16 protein-coding genes and 1 pseudogene are annotated in these 16628 nt (G+C 63.5%); 6 read left to right on the plus strand and 11 right to left on the minus strand.

The annotated features are described in order from the left end of the window. Positions 1 to 28: 28 nt before the first annotated feature. Positions 29 to 1954: an HAD family hydrolase gene (locus LRS12_RS09450; RefSeq protein ID WP_257844372.1), complete on the minus strand. Its 1926-nt coding sequence runs from the start codon at positions 1952 to 1954 to the stop codon at positions 29 to 31. Between the two features lie 218 nt (positions 1955 to 2172). On the opposite strand from LRS12_RS09450, the gene LRS12_RS09455 reads away from it, so the two are divergent. The 4 genes from LRS12_RS09455 (at position 2173) to LRS12_RS09470 (ending at position 6031) form a co-directional block, all read left to right on the plus strand. Then, entirely contained in the window at positions 2173 to 2388 is a 216-nt protein-coding gene (locus tag LRS12_RS09455; RefSeq protein WP_257844373.1) for a hypothetical protein, read from the plus strand. Positions 2389 to 2740: 352 nt separating this feature from the next. Next, positions 2741 to 5008, plus strand: a complete 2268-nt coding sequence (locus tag LRS12_RS09460) for an FdhF/YdeP family oxidoreductase (protein ID WP_257844374.1) — start codon at positions 2741 to 2743, stop codon at positions 5006 to 5008. 23 nt (positions 5009 to 5031) lie between these two features. Continuing rightward, positions 5032 to 5736 carry a Dyp-type peroxidase gene (locus LRS12_RS09465; RefSeq protein WP_257844375.1) on the plus strand — a complete coding sequence of 235 codons (705 nt, stop codon included), beginning with the start codon at positions 5032 to 5034 and terminating at the stop codon, positions 5734 to 5736. Continuing rightward, positions 5630 to 6031 (plus strand): Dyp-type peroxidase, encoded by a 402-nt coding sequence (locus LRS12_RS09470; protein ID WP_257844376.1) that lies wholly within the window; start codon positions 5630 to 5632, stop codon positions 6029 to 6031. Before LRS12_RS09465 ends, LRS12_RS09470 begins: the two co-directional genes overlap by 107 nt. Before the next feature lie 19 nt (positions 6032 to 6050). Here the strand turns inward: LRS12_RS09470 and LRS12_RS09475 are convergent, their stop codons facing one another. From LRS12_RS09475 to LRS12_RS19980, 6 genes are all read right to left on the minus strand, one after another. Further along, positions 6051 to 6578, minus strand: a complete 528-nt coding sequence (locus LRS12_RS09475) for a molybdenum cofactor guanylyltransferase (protein WP_257844377.1) — start codon at positions 6576 to 6578, stop codon at positions 6051 to 6053. Then, positions 6575 to 7351, minus strand: a complete 777-nt coding sequence (gene fdhD / locus LRS12_RS09480) for a formate dehydrogenase accessory sulfurtransferase FdhD (RefSeq protein ID WP_257844378.1) — start codon at positions 7349 to 7351, stop codon at positions 6575 to 6577. The genes LRS12_RS09475 and fdhD overlap by 4 nt, the downstream gene beginning before the upstream one ends. Before the next feature lie 316 nt (positions 7352 to 7667). Further along, positions 7668 to 8222 carry a hypothetical protein gene (locus LRS12_RS09485; protein ID WP_257844379.1) on the minus strand — a complete coding sequence of 185 codons (555 nt, stop codon included), beginning with the start codon at positions 8220 to 8222 and terminating at the stop codon, positions 7668 to 7670. Positions 8223 to 8333: 111 nt separating this feature from the next. Beyond that, positions 8334 to 8828 (minus strand): hypothetical protein, encoded by a 495-nt coding sequence (locus LRS12_RS09490; RefSeq protein WP_257844380.1) that lies wholly within the window; start codon positions 8826 to 8828, stop codon positions 8334 to 8336. Between the two features lie 364 nt (positions 8829 to 9192). After that, complete coding sequence (locus LRS12_RS09495) at positions 9193 to 9504, minus strand: MarR family transcriptional regulator (protein ID WP_308222997.1); 312 nt, start codon at positions 9502 to 9504, stop codon at positions 9193 to 9195. Continuing rightward, positions 9498 to 9638 (minus strand): hypothetical protein, encoded by a 141-nt coding sequence (locus LRS12_RS19980; protein ID WP_308222998.1) that lies wholly within the window; start codon positions 9636 to 9638, stop codon positions 9498 to 9500. Before LRS12_RS19980 ends, LRS12_RS09495 begins: the two co-directional genes overlap by 7 nt. Positions 9639 to 9780: 142 nt before the next feature. Here LRS12_RS19980 and LRS12_RS09500 point away from each other — a divergent pair, with 142 nt between their 5' ends. Continuing rightward, positions 9781 to 10551: an alpha/beta hydrolase gene (locus tag LRS12_RS09500; protein ID WP_257844381.1), complete on the plus strand. Its 771-nt coding sequence runs from the start codon at positions 9781 to 9783 to the stop codon at positions 10549 to 10551. Between the two features lie 143 nt (positions 10552 to 10694). On the opposite strand, the gene LRS12_RS09505 is transcribed toward LRS12_RS09500, so the two are convergent. Beyond that, on the minus strand, positions 10695 to 10865 hold the full coding sequence (locus tag LRS12_RS09505; RefSeq protein ID WP_257844382.1) for a hypothetical protein: 171 nt from the start codon (positions 10863 to 10865) through the stop codon (positions 10695 to 10697). A gap of 261 nt (positions 10866 to 11126) precedes the next feature. Continuing rightward, a complete protein-coding gene (locus LRS12_RS09510) occupies positions 11127 to 12356 on the minus strand; it encodes an NAD(P)/FAD-dependent oxidoreductase (protein ID WP_257844383.1) in 1230 nt (409 codons plus the stop codon). A 336-nt stretch (positions 12357 to 12692) separates the two neighbouring features. On the opposite strand from LRS12_RS09510, the gene LRS12_RS09515 reads away from it, so the two are divergent. Beyond that, positions 12693 to 14174, plus strand: a complete 1482-nt coding sequence (locus LRS12_RS09515) for a class I adenylate-forming enzyme family protein (protein WP_257844384.1) — start codon at positions 12693 to 12695, stop codon at positions 14172 to 14174. Positions 14175 to 14249: 75 nt separating this feature from the next. Here the strand turns inward: LRS12_RS09515 and LRS12_RS09520 are convergent, their stop codons facing one another. Together LRS12_RS09520 and LRS12_RS09525 are read right to left on the minus strand one after the other, a co-directional pair. Next, entirely contained in the window at positions 14250 to 15617 is a 1368-nt protein-coding gene (locus tag LRS12_RS09520; protein ID WP_257844385.1) for a TonB-dependent receptor, read from the minus strand. Between the two features lie 466 nt (positions 15618 to 16083). After that, positions 16084 to 16566 (minus strand): annotated as a pseudogene (locus LRS12_RS09525) (TonB-dependent receptor plug domain-containing protein); the annotation flags it as partial. Positions 16567 to 16628: the final 62 nt, after the last annotated feature.

A 16628-nucleotide genomic window follows, 5' to 3' on the forward strand; every position in this document is an offset into this window, starting at 1 on the left:
ATTTCGTTCCTGTTTTGTACACACTTCTTCAACATCGGTCGAGGTCCAGCGACCCCAAATCAATCGACATCACTCCCCCGTCCACGCGCGCCGAGCGCAGAATCCGGGAAAGCGCGTCCGGACCGCGCAACCTTGAGCCGAACAACGTCCAAGTGCCCAGATGGCTGCCACAGACGCTGTCGACGCTTACGCCATGCGGCCCCGAGAGTAGCTCGCGATCGTTACCTAATGGCGAACCGCTGTCGCCTACACCCAGGACGGAAGCGCCCGGCCGGCCGGCGCGCCCGGCGAGCGCCTCGACCACCTTGAGCTTGGTCGTGCCGCGCGGCACGACGTCGAAGCTGTGATGCGAGCTCAGCACCCGCACGCTGCCGTTGGCCACTTGGGGGCATATAGCGAGCCGCTGGGCGAAGCTCGCGACGTCGACGACGTCCGAGTGGTTCACGGTCACCTGCACCTCGCGCACCTTGAGCGCGACGCCGTCGAGAAGCAGCCCGGAGTTTGCGATCCACCTCGCAACGCTCGCGACGTGCTCATCGGGCATAGGCCGGTCCTCGCTGATGTCGACGTCGAGGGGGCGGACATGTGCGCCGTTATAGTATCCCATAAGTACGAGCTGGTGGATTCTCTCCGGCAAGGCCTCGCGCAGCTTCTCACCCGCCGAACCGCCCCTCCCGGTCGCGAATCCAACCTGAACGCCATCATCCACGAGTCTGACCAGTTCGTCCATCACCTCCTTCGACGGCGGCCCAAGCCTCGCCTCTGTCGGCTGGTTCGGAACCACGGTCCCGTCATAGTCAAGTGCAAGCCCGACGAAGCTGGCGTCGCCCAGCTCGCGCAAGCGATCCCTGCCTATGGCGCACAGCGACACCTCGCCGTCATCGACCGGATCATGGAGCAGCCTCGCCGTTGCCTTGTGACGAACGGCTGGAGTCAGGTTCGTAACCAGGTCCTGTAGGGCGTCGTCGTCATAGATCGCCTCGGCAAAGTCACCCCGGCCGGGCCTGCCGGGATCGACACCCGCGATGCCGCCGAGATGACCAACGATGGCTAGGCCCCGGACGATACCCACAGCGTTGGCGAGTCGTCCGCCGTGACCGACGGCCAGTCCGCCACCGCGTACCTCCAGCGGCAGGGCGCTCCGGATGGGCTGCCAGACGGCCTCGCTCTCGCAGGTCGTCAGCGCCAGCGTGAACATCGTTGTAGGGTGCCGCGCCGCCCATACATGTCGACCGTGCGCGAAGTTGCGGAAATCGGTGCGTTGCACCGGAGCTATGCCGGTCTCCCACATGGAGGTCTCGATCAGTGTGGCGACCGCGGCGACCTGCGGATCATGCACGATCACCATCGTGTCGCCTGGCTGGAAGCTGGCGACCTCGTCGACGCCGTTGGCGACCGCCGATCGGGAGAGGTTCAAATAGATGGCGGCCAACTCCGCGCCGTGCGGTCGTTCCGTTGTCAAGTCGCTTGCGAGCAGCAGCCCAGTGACCATCGAGATCATCGAATGGGTAGCGAGGAAGCCGTCTTTGGGGTCGGCCACTGGCAGCACGAAGACTTGAGCGCGGGAATGAGCGGCGGCGGCGATTGCCGTCGCGCCGTCGGCGCGCGTCGTCACCAAGTGCGTCGCGTCCGCCGACGCAACCGCGCCCTGGAACGCTGCCGAAATGTCGGGATTGTTGGCACCGGCGCTGAAGAGCCAGACGTCGATCCCGTCCCACTCGGCCATCGATAGTGCGAGTTGCATGGGCGTCATGACAAGCGTCTGCCCGAGCCCAAGAGTTGTGCGGCAGCGGGCGAAATACTCTGCCACCACCATCGAGCCGCCAGATCCGATCGCGATCGCTAGCCGGCCGCGTCCGCTGGCGATTGCTTCCGCGATATCGCGCGCGCCGCGGTCGCCCACCAGCGAAATGGTTTCCGCTAGGCGACTCAGCTTCTCGGAGAAAATTGACATGACGGCGGACAACTAAACGAAAGGCAGCTTTTGGGAACGCTGAGATTGAAATTGTGCGGCCATAGGGCGCGGAGCGGTCCGTCCCGGCTGCCGCAGGATCTTGCCGTGAGGGAACAGGCCGCTTTGGGTAACCCGCCGGTGCCTAGACGGGTAAGCCAAATCCGAAACTGCGTTCGTGGACGTGCGGTGAGCCGACATCGGTCGCGATAGCGGGCAACATGACGCTGGCGATCTCTGGTCTAGTCCAGAATTTCCAGGCCGCGTTCGAAGCGCCGGTCTTTTGTCGCGAAGCGCTGATGTGGTGCCTGCTTATCGTCGCCCGAGTTGGCAAGGCCAGAGGCAGCGCCGATCTGTCAGGGTTCCTCTTCCACTGGACCGGAATCTACGGCCTGACCGAGGCGCATATCCTGAACGAACTCGGACTCGCGCCCTGACTATGAAGAGCCCGTTTCCACCCAGTAGCGGACGCAGGCCAGCAACTGAACGAACGACTGCTTTCAGGACCGCCCGCAGGCGGGCTGAACGTCCGGAATTGGGGCGCATTGCCGACCAACAGGTTTCGCTGGGAGCCGCCTAGCGGCTAATCGGCCGTTTGCTCTGTCAGCGTTCAGTCTGAAACTGGACAAAGCCGATATCGCGCTGCGGATAGACCGAGTTCCCCGTACCATGGGCGAGGGCCTCAAGAGGCTTCGTCAACCGCTTGAACGTCCTGTGTTGATCTACGTGGCTCGGATTGCTGCTGTCGGCGATTGATGCAACGATGAACGTGTTTTCGGAGATCGAGTCATGGCGGACGGCAAACCAAGATATTCGCCATATCATCACCCGGCGGGCGGCTGGGGCGCCGCAGCTGCAACAGCGAAGGTGCTGATCGAGCAGAGCGTCGTCACCAAGGGTTCGCGCGCGCTGCTGTCGATGAATCAGCCCGGCGGCTTCAAATGCCCCAGCTGCGCTTTCCCGGACGCTGATTGCACGAAGAAGCTCGAATTCTGTGAGAACGGCGTCAAGGCACTCGCGCACGAGGCGACCAAGTTCCGCGTGACGCGGGACTTCTTTGCACAGCACACGGTCACCGCGTTGAACGAACAGTCGGATTACTGGCTGGAGATGCAGGGCCGCCTGACCGAGCCGATGCGCTACGACGCCGCCAGCGACAAATATGTGCCGACAAGCTGGGAAGGTGCCTTCACCACGATCAGCCGTCATCTGCGCGCGCTGGACAGCCCCAATGAGGCGGAATTCTACACTTCCGGCCGCACGCCCAACGAAGCGGCGTTCCTCTATTCGATCTTCGTCCGCGAGTTCGGGACCAACAACTTCCCCGATTGCTCGAACATGTGCCACGAGCCCACCAGCCGCGGCCTTCCGCCCTCGATCGGTATCGGCAAGGGCACCGTGGTGCTGGACGATTTCGAGCATGCCGAGGCGATCTTCGTCATCGGGCAAAATCCCGGAACCAATTCGCCCCGGATGATGACTAACCTGGTCGAGGCGCGGAAGCGCGGCGTGCCGATCGTCGCGGTCAACCCCATGCCCGAACGCTCCCTGATCCGCTTCACCGAACCGCAGGACGTGGTGCAGATGGCGACGTTCGGCTCGACGCCGATCGCCAGCGAGTTCGTCCATATCCGCATCGGCGGCGACCTCGCGCTCATCAAGGGCATGATGAAGGCGATCTTCGAGCGCGACGCCGCGGGCGAAAACGTGCTCGACCACGACTTTCTGCGCGACCACACCGCCGGGATCGAAGCGATCCGCGCCGAGATCGAGGGGATCGAATGGGCGGATATTGTCCACGTTTCCGGCATCGACGAGGCACAGATCCGGCGCTGCGCTGAAATCTATGTGCGATCGAACGCGACGATCATCTGCTACGGCATGGGCATTACCCAACATCAGCAGGGTTCGCGGTTGGTTCAGCAGATCGCCAACCTCCTTCTGCTGCGCGGCAATTTCGGCAAGCCGGGCGCCGGCATCGCGCCGATCCGCGGCCATTCCAACGTGCAGGGCGACCGCACCGTCGGCATCGACGAGAAACCGTCGCAGGCCTATCTCGACCGCGTCCGCGACGTGTTCGGGTTCGAGCCGCCGCGCGCGCACGGCCACCATGCCGTCGAGGCGGTGGAGGCGATGGAGAATGGCAGCGCGAAGGTGTTCATCGGGATGGGTGGCAATTTCGTCCGCGCGATCCCCGACACCGATCGCTCCTATGCTGCGATGCGCAAGCTGAACCTGACCGTCGCGATCACCACCAAGCTCAATCGCGGGCATCTGATCCACGGCAAAGAGGCGCTGTTGCTGCCCGTGGTCGCGCGTTCGGAGCGGATCGAGACGGCGGCGGGCGAACAGTTCGTCACGATCGAGGATGCGATGTCCAACGTCACCGCATCGCGCGGCGTGCTGACCCCCGCCAGCGCCGACCTCATGCCCGAGGTCGAGATCGTCTGCCGCATGGCGATGGCCACCCTGCCCGAAAGCAAGGTGTCCTGGGCGCGCTATATCGAGGACTATGGCCTGATCCGCGACAAGATCGCCGAGGTCTATCCCGCGATCTATACCGAGTTCTCCGCGCGGATCGCGAACCCCACGGGCTTCCACCTCGACGTGCCGCCGCGCCGCCGCGTGTGGAACACGCCAAACGGCAAGGCCAACTTCCTGCCGCTCCCCGGACTGGAGGTGAACGACATCGTCGACGATCCTGCGATGCTGCGGCTGGCGACGGTGCGCTCTCACGATCAGTTCAACACCACCATCTACAGCTATAATGATCGCTATCGCGGCGTGTACAATGACCGAATGGTCCTGTTCATGAACGCCGAGGATCGCGCCGAACGCGGGCTGGCGGCGGGCGCGACCGTCGCGGTGGAAACGATCGCGCGCGACGGCGTGGAGCGCCGGGTCGGAGGCCTGACCGTGATCGACTATCCGATGGCTCGCGGAGCAGTTGCGGGCTATTATCCTGAACTCAACCCACTGCTGCCATTGGATTATTACGACCGGACTAGCGGCACCCCCGCCGCCAAATCGATCCCGGTCAGGGTGCTGGCGGGATGACCGTGAAGGGGAGGGGGCATGCAGTGGAACCGCACGAACAGGGGAGCGGAGATCCGCGCGGGATGACCGGGCAGACCTGGGAGCGCGTTCCGATCGATGCCCAGAGTATCGCGGCCCCGCTGTCGAGTTCGGCGGTGTTCCTGGTGGTCGAGGTGGCAGCTGGCGAGGCCGCGCTGGCCAAGGTGCGCGGTCAGCTCGCGGCGATTGACGACCTGATCAAGACGGTCGGATTCCGCGATCTTTCCGGGCGTTTGTCCTGCATCGTCGGTATCGGCCACAACCTGTGGAAGCGGCTCGGCGCCTCATCGCTGCCCGCCGAGCTCCATCCGTTCAAGCCGGTGCAAGGCCCGGTGCATGCGGCGCCAGCGACCCCGGGCGACATCCTGTTCCACATCCGCGCCGAACGGGCTGATCTGTGCTTTGAGTTCGAACGGCTGCTGCTCGCGGCGCTGGGCGATGCCGTACGCGTCGTCGATGAGGTATCGGGATTCCGCTATTTCGACGCGCGCGATCTGCTCGGCTTCGTCGACGGCACCGCCAACCCCGCCGGCCACGATATCCCGACCGCCGCATTGGTCGGGGAAGAAGATCCCGATTTCGCGGGGGGGCAGCTATGTCGTCGTGCAGAAATATCTGCACGACCTTGCCGCATGGAATGCGGTGCCGACGGGCGAGCAGGAAGCGATCGTCGGCCGTACCAAGATCGACAATGTCGAGATCGACGATGACGACGCCCCGCGCAAGTCGCACAAGTCGCTCGCGACGATCGAGGACGAGAATGGCGAGGAGCTCGACATCCTGCGCGACAACATGCCGTTCGGCAGCCCCGGGCGCGGTGAGTTCGGCACCTATTTCATCGGCTACTCCCAGCGCCTGTGGGTGATCGAGAAGATGCTGGAACGAATGTTCGTCGGCGATCCGCCGGGTAGCTACGACCGCCTGCTCGATTTCTCGACGGCGAAGACGGGCACCGTGTTCTTCGCGCCGTCGCGCCGCGTGCTGACCGGGCTATGCGGCGGCTAGGCAACTGCCCGGCGCTGCATCAGTCGCCACCGGCCAGCAAGTCCAGGTCTTCGCGCGCGTTGATATTCAGTGGCGGCGCGCGGTCCAGCAGGGTCGCGCCGATGGTGTGCGCCCAGCACCGGATCGAAAGATTGGTGGCTTGGTCTAGATAGGCGTCGAGCTGGTCAGCCAGCGCGCTCGGCCAGCACCCCAGCACGGGGAGGGACGACAAATAAACAGGCGCCGGCGCGGCAAGCAGGGCGGTAAGCAAGTCTTTGCTGATGCGCGGCGTATCACAGGGCGCCGTCAGCACTTTTGCGAAGCCATTGTCCGCGGCGTAACGGAGTGCCGCGTTGATGCCGCCAAGGGGGCCTAAAGAAGAGTGGGGCCGGTCCGGCACGTTGATCAGGCCCGAATAAGCCCGTCCGCAGACGATCGCGCCATCGACCTCTCGCGACAATGCGAGGGCAACATGATCGATCAGCGTGCGTCCATCGAGCACCGCCATCGCCTTGTCGCTCCCAAAGCGTGAGGCCTGGCCTCCGGCAAGGATCGCGCCGAGGATCATGCGCGGACCGCCAGCAGGGCGTCGGGGCGGACCAGCACGTACAGCGCCAGGCCCGCTTGCTGTGCCCGTTGGAGCGCGAGATCGGTCGGTGCGGAGATCGTCGCCAGCAGCGGACAACCGGAGATCGCGGCCTTCTCGACCAGCTCGTATGAGCAGCGCGATGACAACAGCGCAAACCCGCCATCCCATTCCGCGCCCTCGCGCAGCATCGCTCCGATGAGCTTGTCGAAGGCATTGTGTCGGCCGACATCCTCCCGCACCGCGAGGATCGTGCCGTCGGACGCGCACCGCGCCGCTGCGTGGACGCTTCCCGTGGCCCGGTTGAGCGGCTGATGCCCATCGAGCAGCGCCGCTGCCGTGAAGATCGCATCGGACGATCCGTTCCAGCGCTGTGCGATCTGCGGCAGTGGCCGCATCACCTGTTCGATATTCTCGATTCCGCAAAGGCCACAGGACGAATCCGTCGTGCGGTGGCGTACCCGTTCGAAGACGCGATCGGACAAGTGTGCGGCAAGCGACGCGCGGACGATGAAACCGGCTTCGACCGGATGGATTTCCACATCGTCAATATCGCCGGCGCGATCGATCAGGCGCTCGCTCAGCGCGAAGCCTCGGGCTAGGTCTTCCAGATCCGCCGGCGTCGCCATGAGGGTGGCATAGCCGATACCGTTGAATTCGAGCGCGACCGGCACTTCGCGGGCGAGCGGACGATCCACCGCCTCACGCTTGCCGGTCGGATCGACGCGTTCGAACCGCCAAGCATGTGTGGTCACTTCCATATAGTCCTGCTCCCCACAGTTTCGGTTCCTGCAACGCAAGACCAGAAGCCTAGCGGTTGCGAGCAAGGCGAGCAAAAACCGAGCAATGGCTTTTGGTACTTTGGACGGTTGTCCTAAAGAGCCACTTCGGCATCGCACCGCTTCAATCAACGACCCCGTTTAGCATTTCCAGCACTACGGATGGTTTCCTGAACGACCGCGACTAGGCGCATAACGGCGCCAACGATTGAAATAGGGCGATCAATCTGGAGCGATTGATCGCCCTTATCATCGAGCAATCAGCGAGCACGCAAACCGGAGAGTTGCCTGCTCATGCCTGCGCCTCCAGAACGATCCAGCCATTGTCGATCTGACGACCCAGCATGCGAACCACACGCTCGATCTGTCGATCCGCACTCCAACGTCGGCGAATGTCGAAATAGGCACGGCACGCCTGCCTGCATGCTGCTACTTCATCCGCGTTTCCTTCCAGCATCGCGCGAGGAATGCCGCCCCCTTCGCCAAGATGGCCCTGCGGATCGAGCAGGATACGTCCTTCAAATTTCAGGAAATCACGGATAGCGGCCGTCGTTTGGCGCGGATTGGATGGGCGATCGTCCGTGAACCAGCCTTCCCTGCGTAACTGACGAATCAAATAGCTTCGTCGCTGCTCATCTCGATCGAAATGTTCGAAGAGAAAATGTATCCAGCGCGACCGATGGCGAATTTGAGAATCGCACCGGCTGCCGACCATCAGGCATTCGGTACCGTCGCGCTCGATAGCGACCGACACGTTGACGCCGATCGTGTCGAGCAGCGCGCGAAACCGCTCTGTGTATCCAACTACGTCCTCGTCGCGCACAAAGTGCTCGAGTTCGTCGAGCATGTTGGGGATGGACGGGGCGTGGCGCATATCGGGCCCTTCGGAACGATGGCCATGCAGCGCAGGAATCGGCTCGCCGCTGGCGGCGACATGAAGAGGGGAGCGGCCCCATGATCAACACTCCCCCGCGAAGGCGACCGGCGCATAGATGCCGACCACCGGCCCTAACAGCAGCGTGTTGAGCGCCCAAAGATAGATGGGACCCTCCGGCCGCGCATACCGCCGAGCACCGTTCACCACCTGAGAATGGAGCGCGACATATTCCCACGCGCTGCCGGTCTCGATCTTGCCAGGTCCGGAATAAGGTCTGGCGTAAACCACCTCACGCGAAATCAAACGCGGGCTGTCGGGCAAACGGGAGTCCGCAACAGGACGTTGGTGCTCGAGGCAATACAGACCCGCCACCAGTTCGTAGGGGCGCTCCTCCTTGTAGACCGCAACCTCTCCGGGTTGGAGCAGAACCGCACCAGCTTCGAGTACGGGAACCACCCCGTATCCTCGTTCAATGTTGCTGATGATACGAAGCCTTGTCCCAAGTGCGGTGAGTTCCGCCTCGATACTCTCGGATCGAGTACTCTTCTCGGTTTGCGCCGGAATCAGGGTCGTCATGTGGAACCTCCTTCACCAGAAGGCTGCCGTTGACACCATGTCGAACAGCGAACCGCCGTCTGATGCACACAGAGGCTATCATCGATGACACGGCGGACGAGGATGAATACGGGCGTTTACAGCCGGGCTGAACTGGCGGCAGTCTTCCAGCTTGAACCGTCTGGCTCAAAGGGCCGCAACGAGGCGCAAAGCTGTCGCGTGCAATCTGAAGCCTTACTTCGCGGTCATTGCCGCTTCCAATACCCAGCGCCGGTTCGCATGTAGCTTGCATTCTGAGATGGCGCCGGTTTGCTCGGGATCGGGCTTGTCGCCCGCATATGCTCGGAGATCGATCCGGCACTTGGCTGAATGCCACGGCAGCTGCTTACGATTTTCCTCCCAGCGCGCCGCGCAAACGCTGCACCTGATCGTTGAGGGCGATCATCTCCTCAACCTTCAATCCGGAGTTTTCGAGCAGCGCATCGGTGAGGCACGAGGCCTCGCGGCGCAGGGCCTTGCCCTTGGCGGTGAGGAACACCTGCACCTGGCGTTCGTCGTTCGGGTTGCGCTGACGCGAGACGAAGCCTGCGGCCTCGAGCCGCTTCATCAGCGGCGTGATCGTGCTTGGCTCGAGCGCCAGCCGGTCGGCAATCGCCGAGATCGTCTGGCCGTCCTTCTCCCACAAGGTGCTCAGCACCAGATATTGGGGTAGGTCACGCCGAGCAGATCGAGCATCGGCTTGTAGAGCCGGTTGATCGCGATCGTCGTCGAATAGAGCGAAAAACAGAGCTGCGCGTCGAGCGGCAGCGGTTCGCTGGTGGTCTGGGTCATCAAATCCTCACTTCCGAATCAATCTCTTATCACAAAAATACATATCGCGATAATTTTCTGCTGGACAAGGCCGCGATGTGAAGAGTAGTAAACATTTATCGCGATAAATAATATCGCAGCAAATTAAGGAAGGAGACTGATCATGACCAAGTCGAACAAGCTTCTCGCTGCCGCTGCCTCGCTCGCTCTGGGTGCGGCTCCCGCCATCGCCCAGGACAAGGCCGGTGAGCCGGTCAAGTCGGTGGTTCTCGTCCATGGCGGCTTCGTCGATGGCTCGGGCTGGATGGACGTCTACAAGATCCTCAAGAAGGACGGCTACAAGGTGACCATCGTCCAGAACCCGACCCTCTCGCTCGAGGATGACGTCGCGGTCACCAAGCGTGCGATCGCCGCCGCCGAGGGCAAGGTGATCCTGGTCGGCCACAGCTATGGCGGGGTGGTCGTCTCCGAAGCGGGCACCGACCCCAAGGTCGCCGGCGTCGTCTACATCGCCGCCTTCGCGCCGGACAAAGGCGAGTCGGTGTCGAGCCTGATCGCCAACCCCGTGCCGGGTGCGCCTGTGCCGCCGATCCTGCCGCCCAAGGACGGCTTCCTGTTCCTCGACAAGGTCAGGTTCGCGGCCTCATTCGCCGCCGATGTCCGCCCCGATCTCGCGGCGTTCATGGCGGACTCGCAGGTTCCCTGGGGCGTCGCCGCGCTGGACGGCAAGGTGACCACCCCCGCATGGCGGGTGAAGCCGAGCTGGTATCTGGTGGCGAGCGAGGACAAGATGATCCCGCCCGCGGCACAGCGCCAGATGGCTGCCCGCGCCGGCGCCAAGGTCGAGGAGGTCGCGGCCAGCCACGCGCTCTATGTCTCGAAACCGGCCGCCGTCGCCGCCATAATCGAGAAGGCGGCGAAGGGCTCTGAATAGACCGTCATCTGATCATATGTACTGGCGTCGGCTCCCGGGGGCCGGCGCCAGTTGCATTAAAGGACCGCTTTCGGATCTCGTAAACCATTAATTCTATGGTGAAAGTGGGGGGCGCATTTCAGCTGGGCGGGTAATCCTCAACACTATGCCCGTTCGAGCGGCCCGATCTCGCGCAAGGCACCATCCGCTATGCGTTGGTAATGCTCCGCCAGCATCTGATGCGTCCGGCGGGCGCAGCTATCATTCGCTGCCTCCGCCATGGCCCGCTCCTGCTTCGCACGGGCCGCATAATATTCGGCGTCTTGCCGGGGCATTTCTCGTCCCTCCGTTTCCAAAATCCCCGCTCGAAACGAGAATAGGAAATCGACTCGTTGAGGTTCAAGAGGGCGCGCGTTTGTGGGGGGACGGCGGCAATCGCACTTGTGGCGTCAACCGAGGATCCGAGAGGCCGGAGGCAAGGCGCGTCTCGGCTTTGGCCAAGGGATCCTTGATACTTGGCCAATGAATGCCCGGGCACCGGCACGAGGGTACTTCGGATCGCCAGTCCCCCTCATGTGAAGGGCGGAGCTACGATCCTAGCCGGCCAACTCCTTCAACGCTGTCTCCGCGTCGACGAGCTTCACCGGATCGATTGTGAGCCGCTCGACCACCAGCTTGCGGCCCTGGACATAGTCCTTGGTCGCGTTGACGCAGTCGAGGGCGATGACGTGGCCGTCCTTCAGGTAGATGACCGAGAAGCTGCGCGTTGCCGGATCGCCGCGCACCACGCTGGCGTCATGGCCGGTCGAAAGGCCGACGGTCTGGAGCTTCAAGTCGTACTGGTTCGACCAGAACCACGGCACCGCATCATAATGCGCCTCGACCCCGGCGATGGTCTTGGCGGCGACGGTCGCCTGGTCGTTGGCGTTCTGGACCGATTCCAGCCGCACTGGCATGTCGTCGGCATAATGATTGGCGTGGAGCGCGCAGTCGCCGATTGCGAGGACATCGGGCAGCGAGGTGCGGCAATGTCCGTCCACCGCGACGCCGTTGCCGCCCTCGGCCCCGGCATCGATCAGCGGCTGAACCGCCGGGATGATGCCGATGCCGACGATCACCATTTCCGCCGGGATCACTTCGCCGTCCTTGAGGTGCACACCGGTCGCCTTGCCGTCAACGGTCTCGATGCAGTCGACCGCGACGCCCAGCCGCACGTCAACGCCATGTGCGCGATGCTCGCCCTCGAAGAAGCGCGACAGCGGTTCGCCCGCGACGCGCGCCAGCACCCGGTCGAGCGCTTCGAGCAGCACGACCTTCTTGCCAGCCTTGGCAAGCACCGCCGCAGCCTCAAGCCCGATATAGCCGCCGCCGATCACGACCGCCTGGGTCACGTCGGGCAGTTCGGCGACCATCCGGTCGGCATCGGCGCGGGTGCGGACCGTGTGGACGCCCATGGCGTCGCCGCCGCCACAGCCGAGCCGGCGCGGCGAGCCGCCCGCCGCCCAGATCAGATGGCCATAGCCGATCGTCGCGCCATCAGCGGTGGTGACGCTGTGGCCCTCGGGGTCGATGCTGGCGACGCGGCGGCCGAGCAGCATTTCGACCTTGCGCTCTTCCCAGAAGGCAGCGGGGCGGATCAGGATGCGCTCGAACGCCTTCTCGCCCGAGAAATACTCCTTCGACAGCGGCGGGCGCTCATAGGGCAGCTCGGGCTCGTCGCCGATGACCGCGATGCTCCCCTCGAACTTGGCCTGGCGCAGCGCGATCGCCGCCTGCGCGCCGCCATGTCCGGCCCCCACGATCACCACATCATAGCCGATCGTCATCTGTCCTGTTCCCAAGCTTGAGTTGGTGGCGCGCGAGGAAGCGTCGCGACCGTCGCGGCGGGTTCGGACCCTGCTGGAGCGCGCAGCGGCGGCGCCGTCACTGGCGATACCCTGACCGTCCCAACAGGCCTGGCCTTTGCCGTTGCGGCCTGACCTCATCCATTGCCACTACGCGCACATTGATTTGCCATACGGCCTTGTTGGCCAGGTTGACCAATATCTTGTCCACATCGGCCGAAGCATCAGCCTTATGCTGAATACGCCGTTTCGCGGTCCCTGGCTTTCGAGCTGCGGCCGGGCGGGATAGATTCGATGCGGACCATGAAGGTGAGGTGCATGAATTTCATAGCGCAGTTGCGAGCCTCGCTGAACGGCGCGCCGGCTCATAACCTGTTTGAATATCGCCGGCGCGATTACCCACGCGGCGAGATCAACGCGCTTGCCGAACGGACGATCTCGCTCCTCGATGCGGCGCAGGTTCCGCACGATGCTCGAATCGGTGTCGTCGTGCGCAATCGGCCGCTTCACGCGGCGGCAATGCTCGGACTCATTGCCTATGGGAGGGCACTGACCACCATCTACGCAATCCAGTCGCCCGAAGCGATGGCGGCAGAAGTCGAGGAAACGCGGTTCGGCGCGGTAATCGCGGACATGCGGGACTGGACACCGGCGCTCGAAGCGGCGGTTCGTGCAACGGGCGCCGCCGCGATCCTGCTCGACCACGATGCGATCGCGATCGAGGCGGCGGCGGGTTTTGAACGGATGGAACCCGGGCCCCGTCCCTTGATCGAAGGGGAACGCGGGATCGAGATCCTGTCGAGCGGCACGACCGGGAAGCCGAAACGTATCCTGTTTCCCTTCCGCATGCTGACGCGTGCCGTGGAGAGTGTCGCCGCAGCGCGGACGGGCATCGATCCCGAGCCGGATATTCTGACCTGGCCCTATGGCGGCATTGGCGGGATGTGCAATCTGGTGGCCGGGGTCATGCTCGAACGTCACACGACCTTGCTCGACAAGTTCAACGTGCCCGAGTGGATCGAGGCGGTTCGCAAGCATCGCCCCAAATTCCTGAGCGGCCCGCCGACGGTTGCGCGAATGGCGCTCGACGCGGGCGTGACGCGGGAGGACATGGCGAGCGTTCAATATTTCTTTGGCGGCGGCGCGGCCTTTTCGCCCGAGCTTCAGGATGAGTTCGAAGCCGCCTATGACGTCAAGGTCATCTGGGCTTATGGCGCGACCGAGTTTTGCGGGACGATCATCAGCTGGACCCCGGCGCTCTATGAAGCCTATCGCGACACCAAGCGCGGCGCGATTGGAAAGGCGCTCCCCGGCATCGAACTGCGTGTCACCGATCCCGAGACGGGCGAACCCGTGGCTGCCGGCGAGGTCGGATATCTCGAAGCGATCGTGCCGGTGGTGAAGGAGGGCTGGATCCGCACCACCGACCTGGTGACGATCGATGTGGATGGCTTCGTCTTTCACCGCGGACGCGGTGACGGTGCGATCGTCCGGGGCGGGTTCAAGGTGCTGCCTGAAAAGATCGTTTCGGCATTGCAGGAGCATCCTTCGGTCCTCGACGCGGCCGTTGTCGGCCTGCCCGACGCGCGGCTGGGCGAGGTTCCTGTCGCAGCGGTCGAGCTACGCGACGGCGCACCGCGCGTCGGCGAGGAAGCGCTGCGCGACTACGCCAAGAAGATGCTGGTCGTGCACCATGTGCCGGCCCGCATCCTCATCCTTGACCAGCTGCCGCGCACGACGTCGCTCAAGGCCGATCTGGGTGCGATCCGGCGCTTGTTCGCCGAAACTGAGCCGGCCTGAACCCCGCCTCCCATCGGTAATGAAAAGGGGAGCCGGTCGAAACCGGCTCCCCTTTTCTGTTCGACGCCTATCCCTTCAGAAGTCGAACCGGACCTCGAAGCCATAGGTGCGTGGCGCACCGACAAACCCTGCGGTGTAGCCAAGGCCCGTATTGGCCAGCTCGGTGCCGCTCGCGATATATTCGGCGTTCAGCAGATTCTTCGCCCATAGGCTGGCGCTGATGCGGCTGCCGCCGATATCGCGCAGGTCGACCCGCGCATTCACCAGCGTATAGTCACGCATGATCGACGTCGGCGACACGCGCTGTTGCGCCGCGACCCAGTTATTGTCGGACATGTTGGTCTTTGTCTGATGGTAGAGATCGACCCGCGGCGCGAGCTCTCCGGCATTGCCAAGCGGTATACGCAGCCCGAAATTGGCGCCGATCGTCCATTCCGGCGTTCCGGCAAATTGTGAGCCGGAAAGATCGACGCCGTTGGCAATCCAGCTGCGATAGGCTGCATCGACATGGGCGATGTTGACGCCGAAATCGATGAAATCGACCGGTTGAAGCTGCAGCTCGACCTCGAAGCCCTTGATCGTCGCTTCCGCCGCATTGACGATCGTCTGGGTGAAGACCCCGTTGATGAGCGACCCCTGGTTGCGCTGGATGTTGCGATAGTCCTGGGTATAGGCGGCGATGTTCAACCGTCCCTTGCCGTTACCCATGCGGAAATCGGTTTTCACGCCGATTTCATAGTCGGTCACGTCCTCGGGCAGGAACGGCGTGAACTGGGCCGGCGTCGTCGCGGAAATGTTGAAGCCACCCGTGCGGTAGCCGGTACGATGGGCGAGATAGACCAGCACACCGCGGGCGATCTTATAGTCCGCGGTGAGCGAATAGGTGAACTTGTCATAGCTCTTCGAATAGGAGGTCATGCACGGGTTCAGCGGCACGCCGGCGCCGTCGACCAGGCGGCAGCTGCCATTGCTGACGATGTTGCGCGTGGTGAGCTGGCGAAGATCATGGGTCTGGCGTCCACCTGCGGTGAATGAAAGCCCGGGCGCGAAGGCCGGGCGCCAGGTGAACTGGGCAAAGGCCGAATAGCTCTGATTGCGGACCGGGTCAGCGAAGGTGACGCGGTCGCCCTGATAAATCCCGCCGGCGGAGACACCGCCCTGGCCGCCGGTCTGCTGGCGGTCGCTGCCGCGCTCAAGGAAATAGAAGCCGCCCAGAATATAGTCGAGGCTGCCGTCGAAGATCGTGCCAAGCAGCTGAAGCTCGTCGCTATATTGCCGCACCGTCATGTCTTCACGTGACGGGAAGTAGGGAATGATGCTGCCGGCTGCATCGGTGAATGTCAGGCTGGACCCGTCGAGATCGAACGGGATGCTGGAACTTACGAAGCGATAGCCTGCGATATTCTTGAGCGTGACCCCCTGGGCGATGTCGATTTCGGTCACGTTGGAGACCGAGAAGGTTTTGATCTTCGTCTCGAGGACAAGGTCGCTGGTCGTGCTGTGAAACGGGAGCGCGTTCACCCGGTCGAGTTCTGCGACCACGTTGGGGGGCGGAGCCAAAGCCGATCCCCGGAAGCCGGCCGAGCAGCTTATAGCCGATGCCGTTTTCGTCGGCGCGGAACCCGCTGACAACCGTCCGGTTCTCGATGCCATCCGCCGGCGACAGGGTCAGCGACACCCGCCAATTGTCCTTGTGCTCGTCATCGAGCTTTTGGCCGGTGGTGACATTGTTGGTGAACCCGTCGCGACGCTGGAGCGATCCGGCGACGCGCAGCTTGGCCCAGTCTGCCAGAGGGACGTTCACTGCGCCTTCGAGCCGCCAGGCATCATAGTTACCGTAGCCGCCGACGACATAGCCCTCGAACCGGTCGGTCGGCGCCTGCGGCGTGATCAGCATCGCGCCGCCGGTGGTGTTGCGGCCGAACAGCGTACCCTGCGGCCCCTTTAGCACCTGAACCGATGCCACGTCGAAAAAGGCAGAGTTCAGTCCCTGCGGACGGTTCTGCACGACATCGGCAAAATATACCGCCACCGCCGGATCCTTGGTAATATAGGGATCGAACTGGCGCTGGCCGCGGATCGCGACCTGAAGCACGTTTGAGCCGAATGCCGAGGGCTGGATCGTGAGGCCCGGCACCTTCTGGGGCAGATCCGCGACCGAGACGATGTTCGCTTCGACCAGCGAGTCCGAGGTGAGCGCGGTCACCGCGAGCGGCACGTCCTGCAGCCGTTCTTCGCGACGTCGCGCAGTGACGACGATTTCCTGCGTGCCACGCTCGAGCTGCGGATCGACCTGGGCGTCAGGCGCGCTGGTCTGGGCAAATGCAGGTGCCGTGCCCGCGGCGATGCCCATGACGAGCGGTGCCAACAGGATTCGTGTGAAGCGGGTCATGCGACGTTCCTCCCCATGATGTTTTGCTTTGTTTTGCTGTCCGTCCGGCTGAGCCAATTACC

Source organism: Sphingomonas sp. J344 (assembly GCF_024700005.1).
GTDB lineage: Bacteria > Pseudomonadota > Alphaproteobacteria > Sphingomonadales > Sphingomonadaceae > Sphingomonas.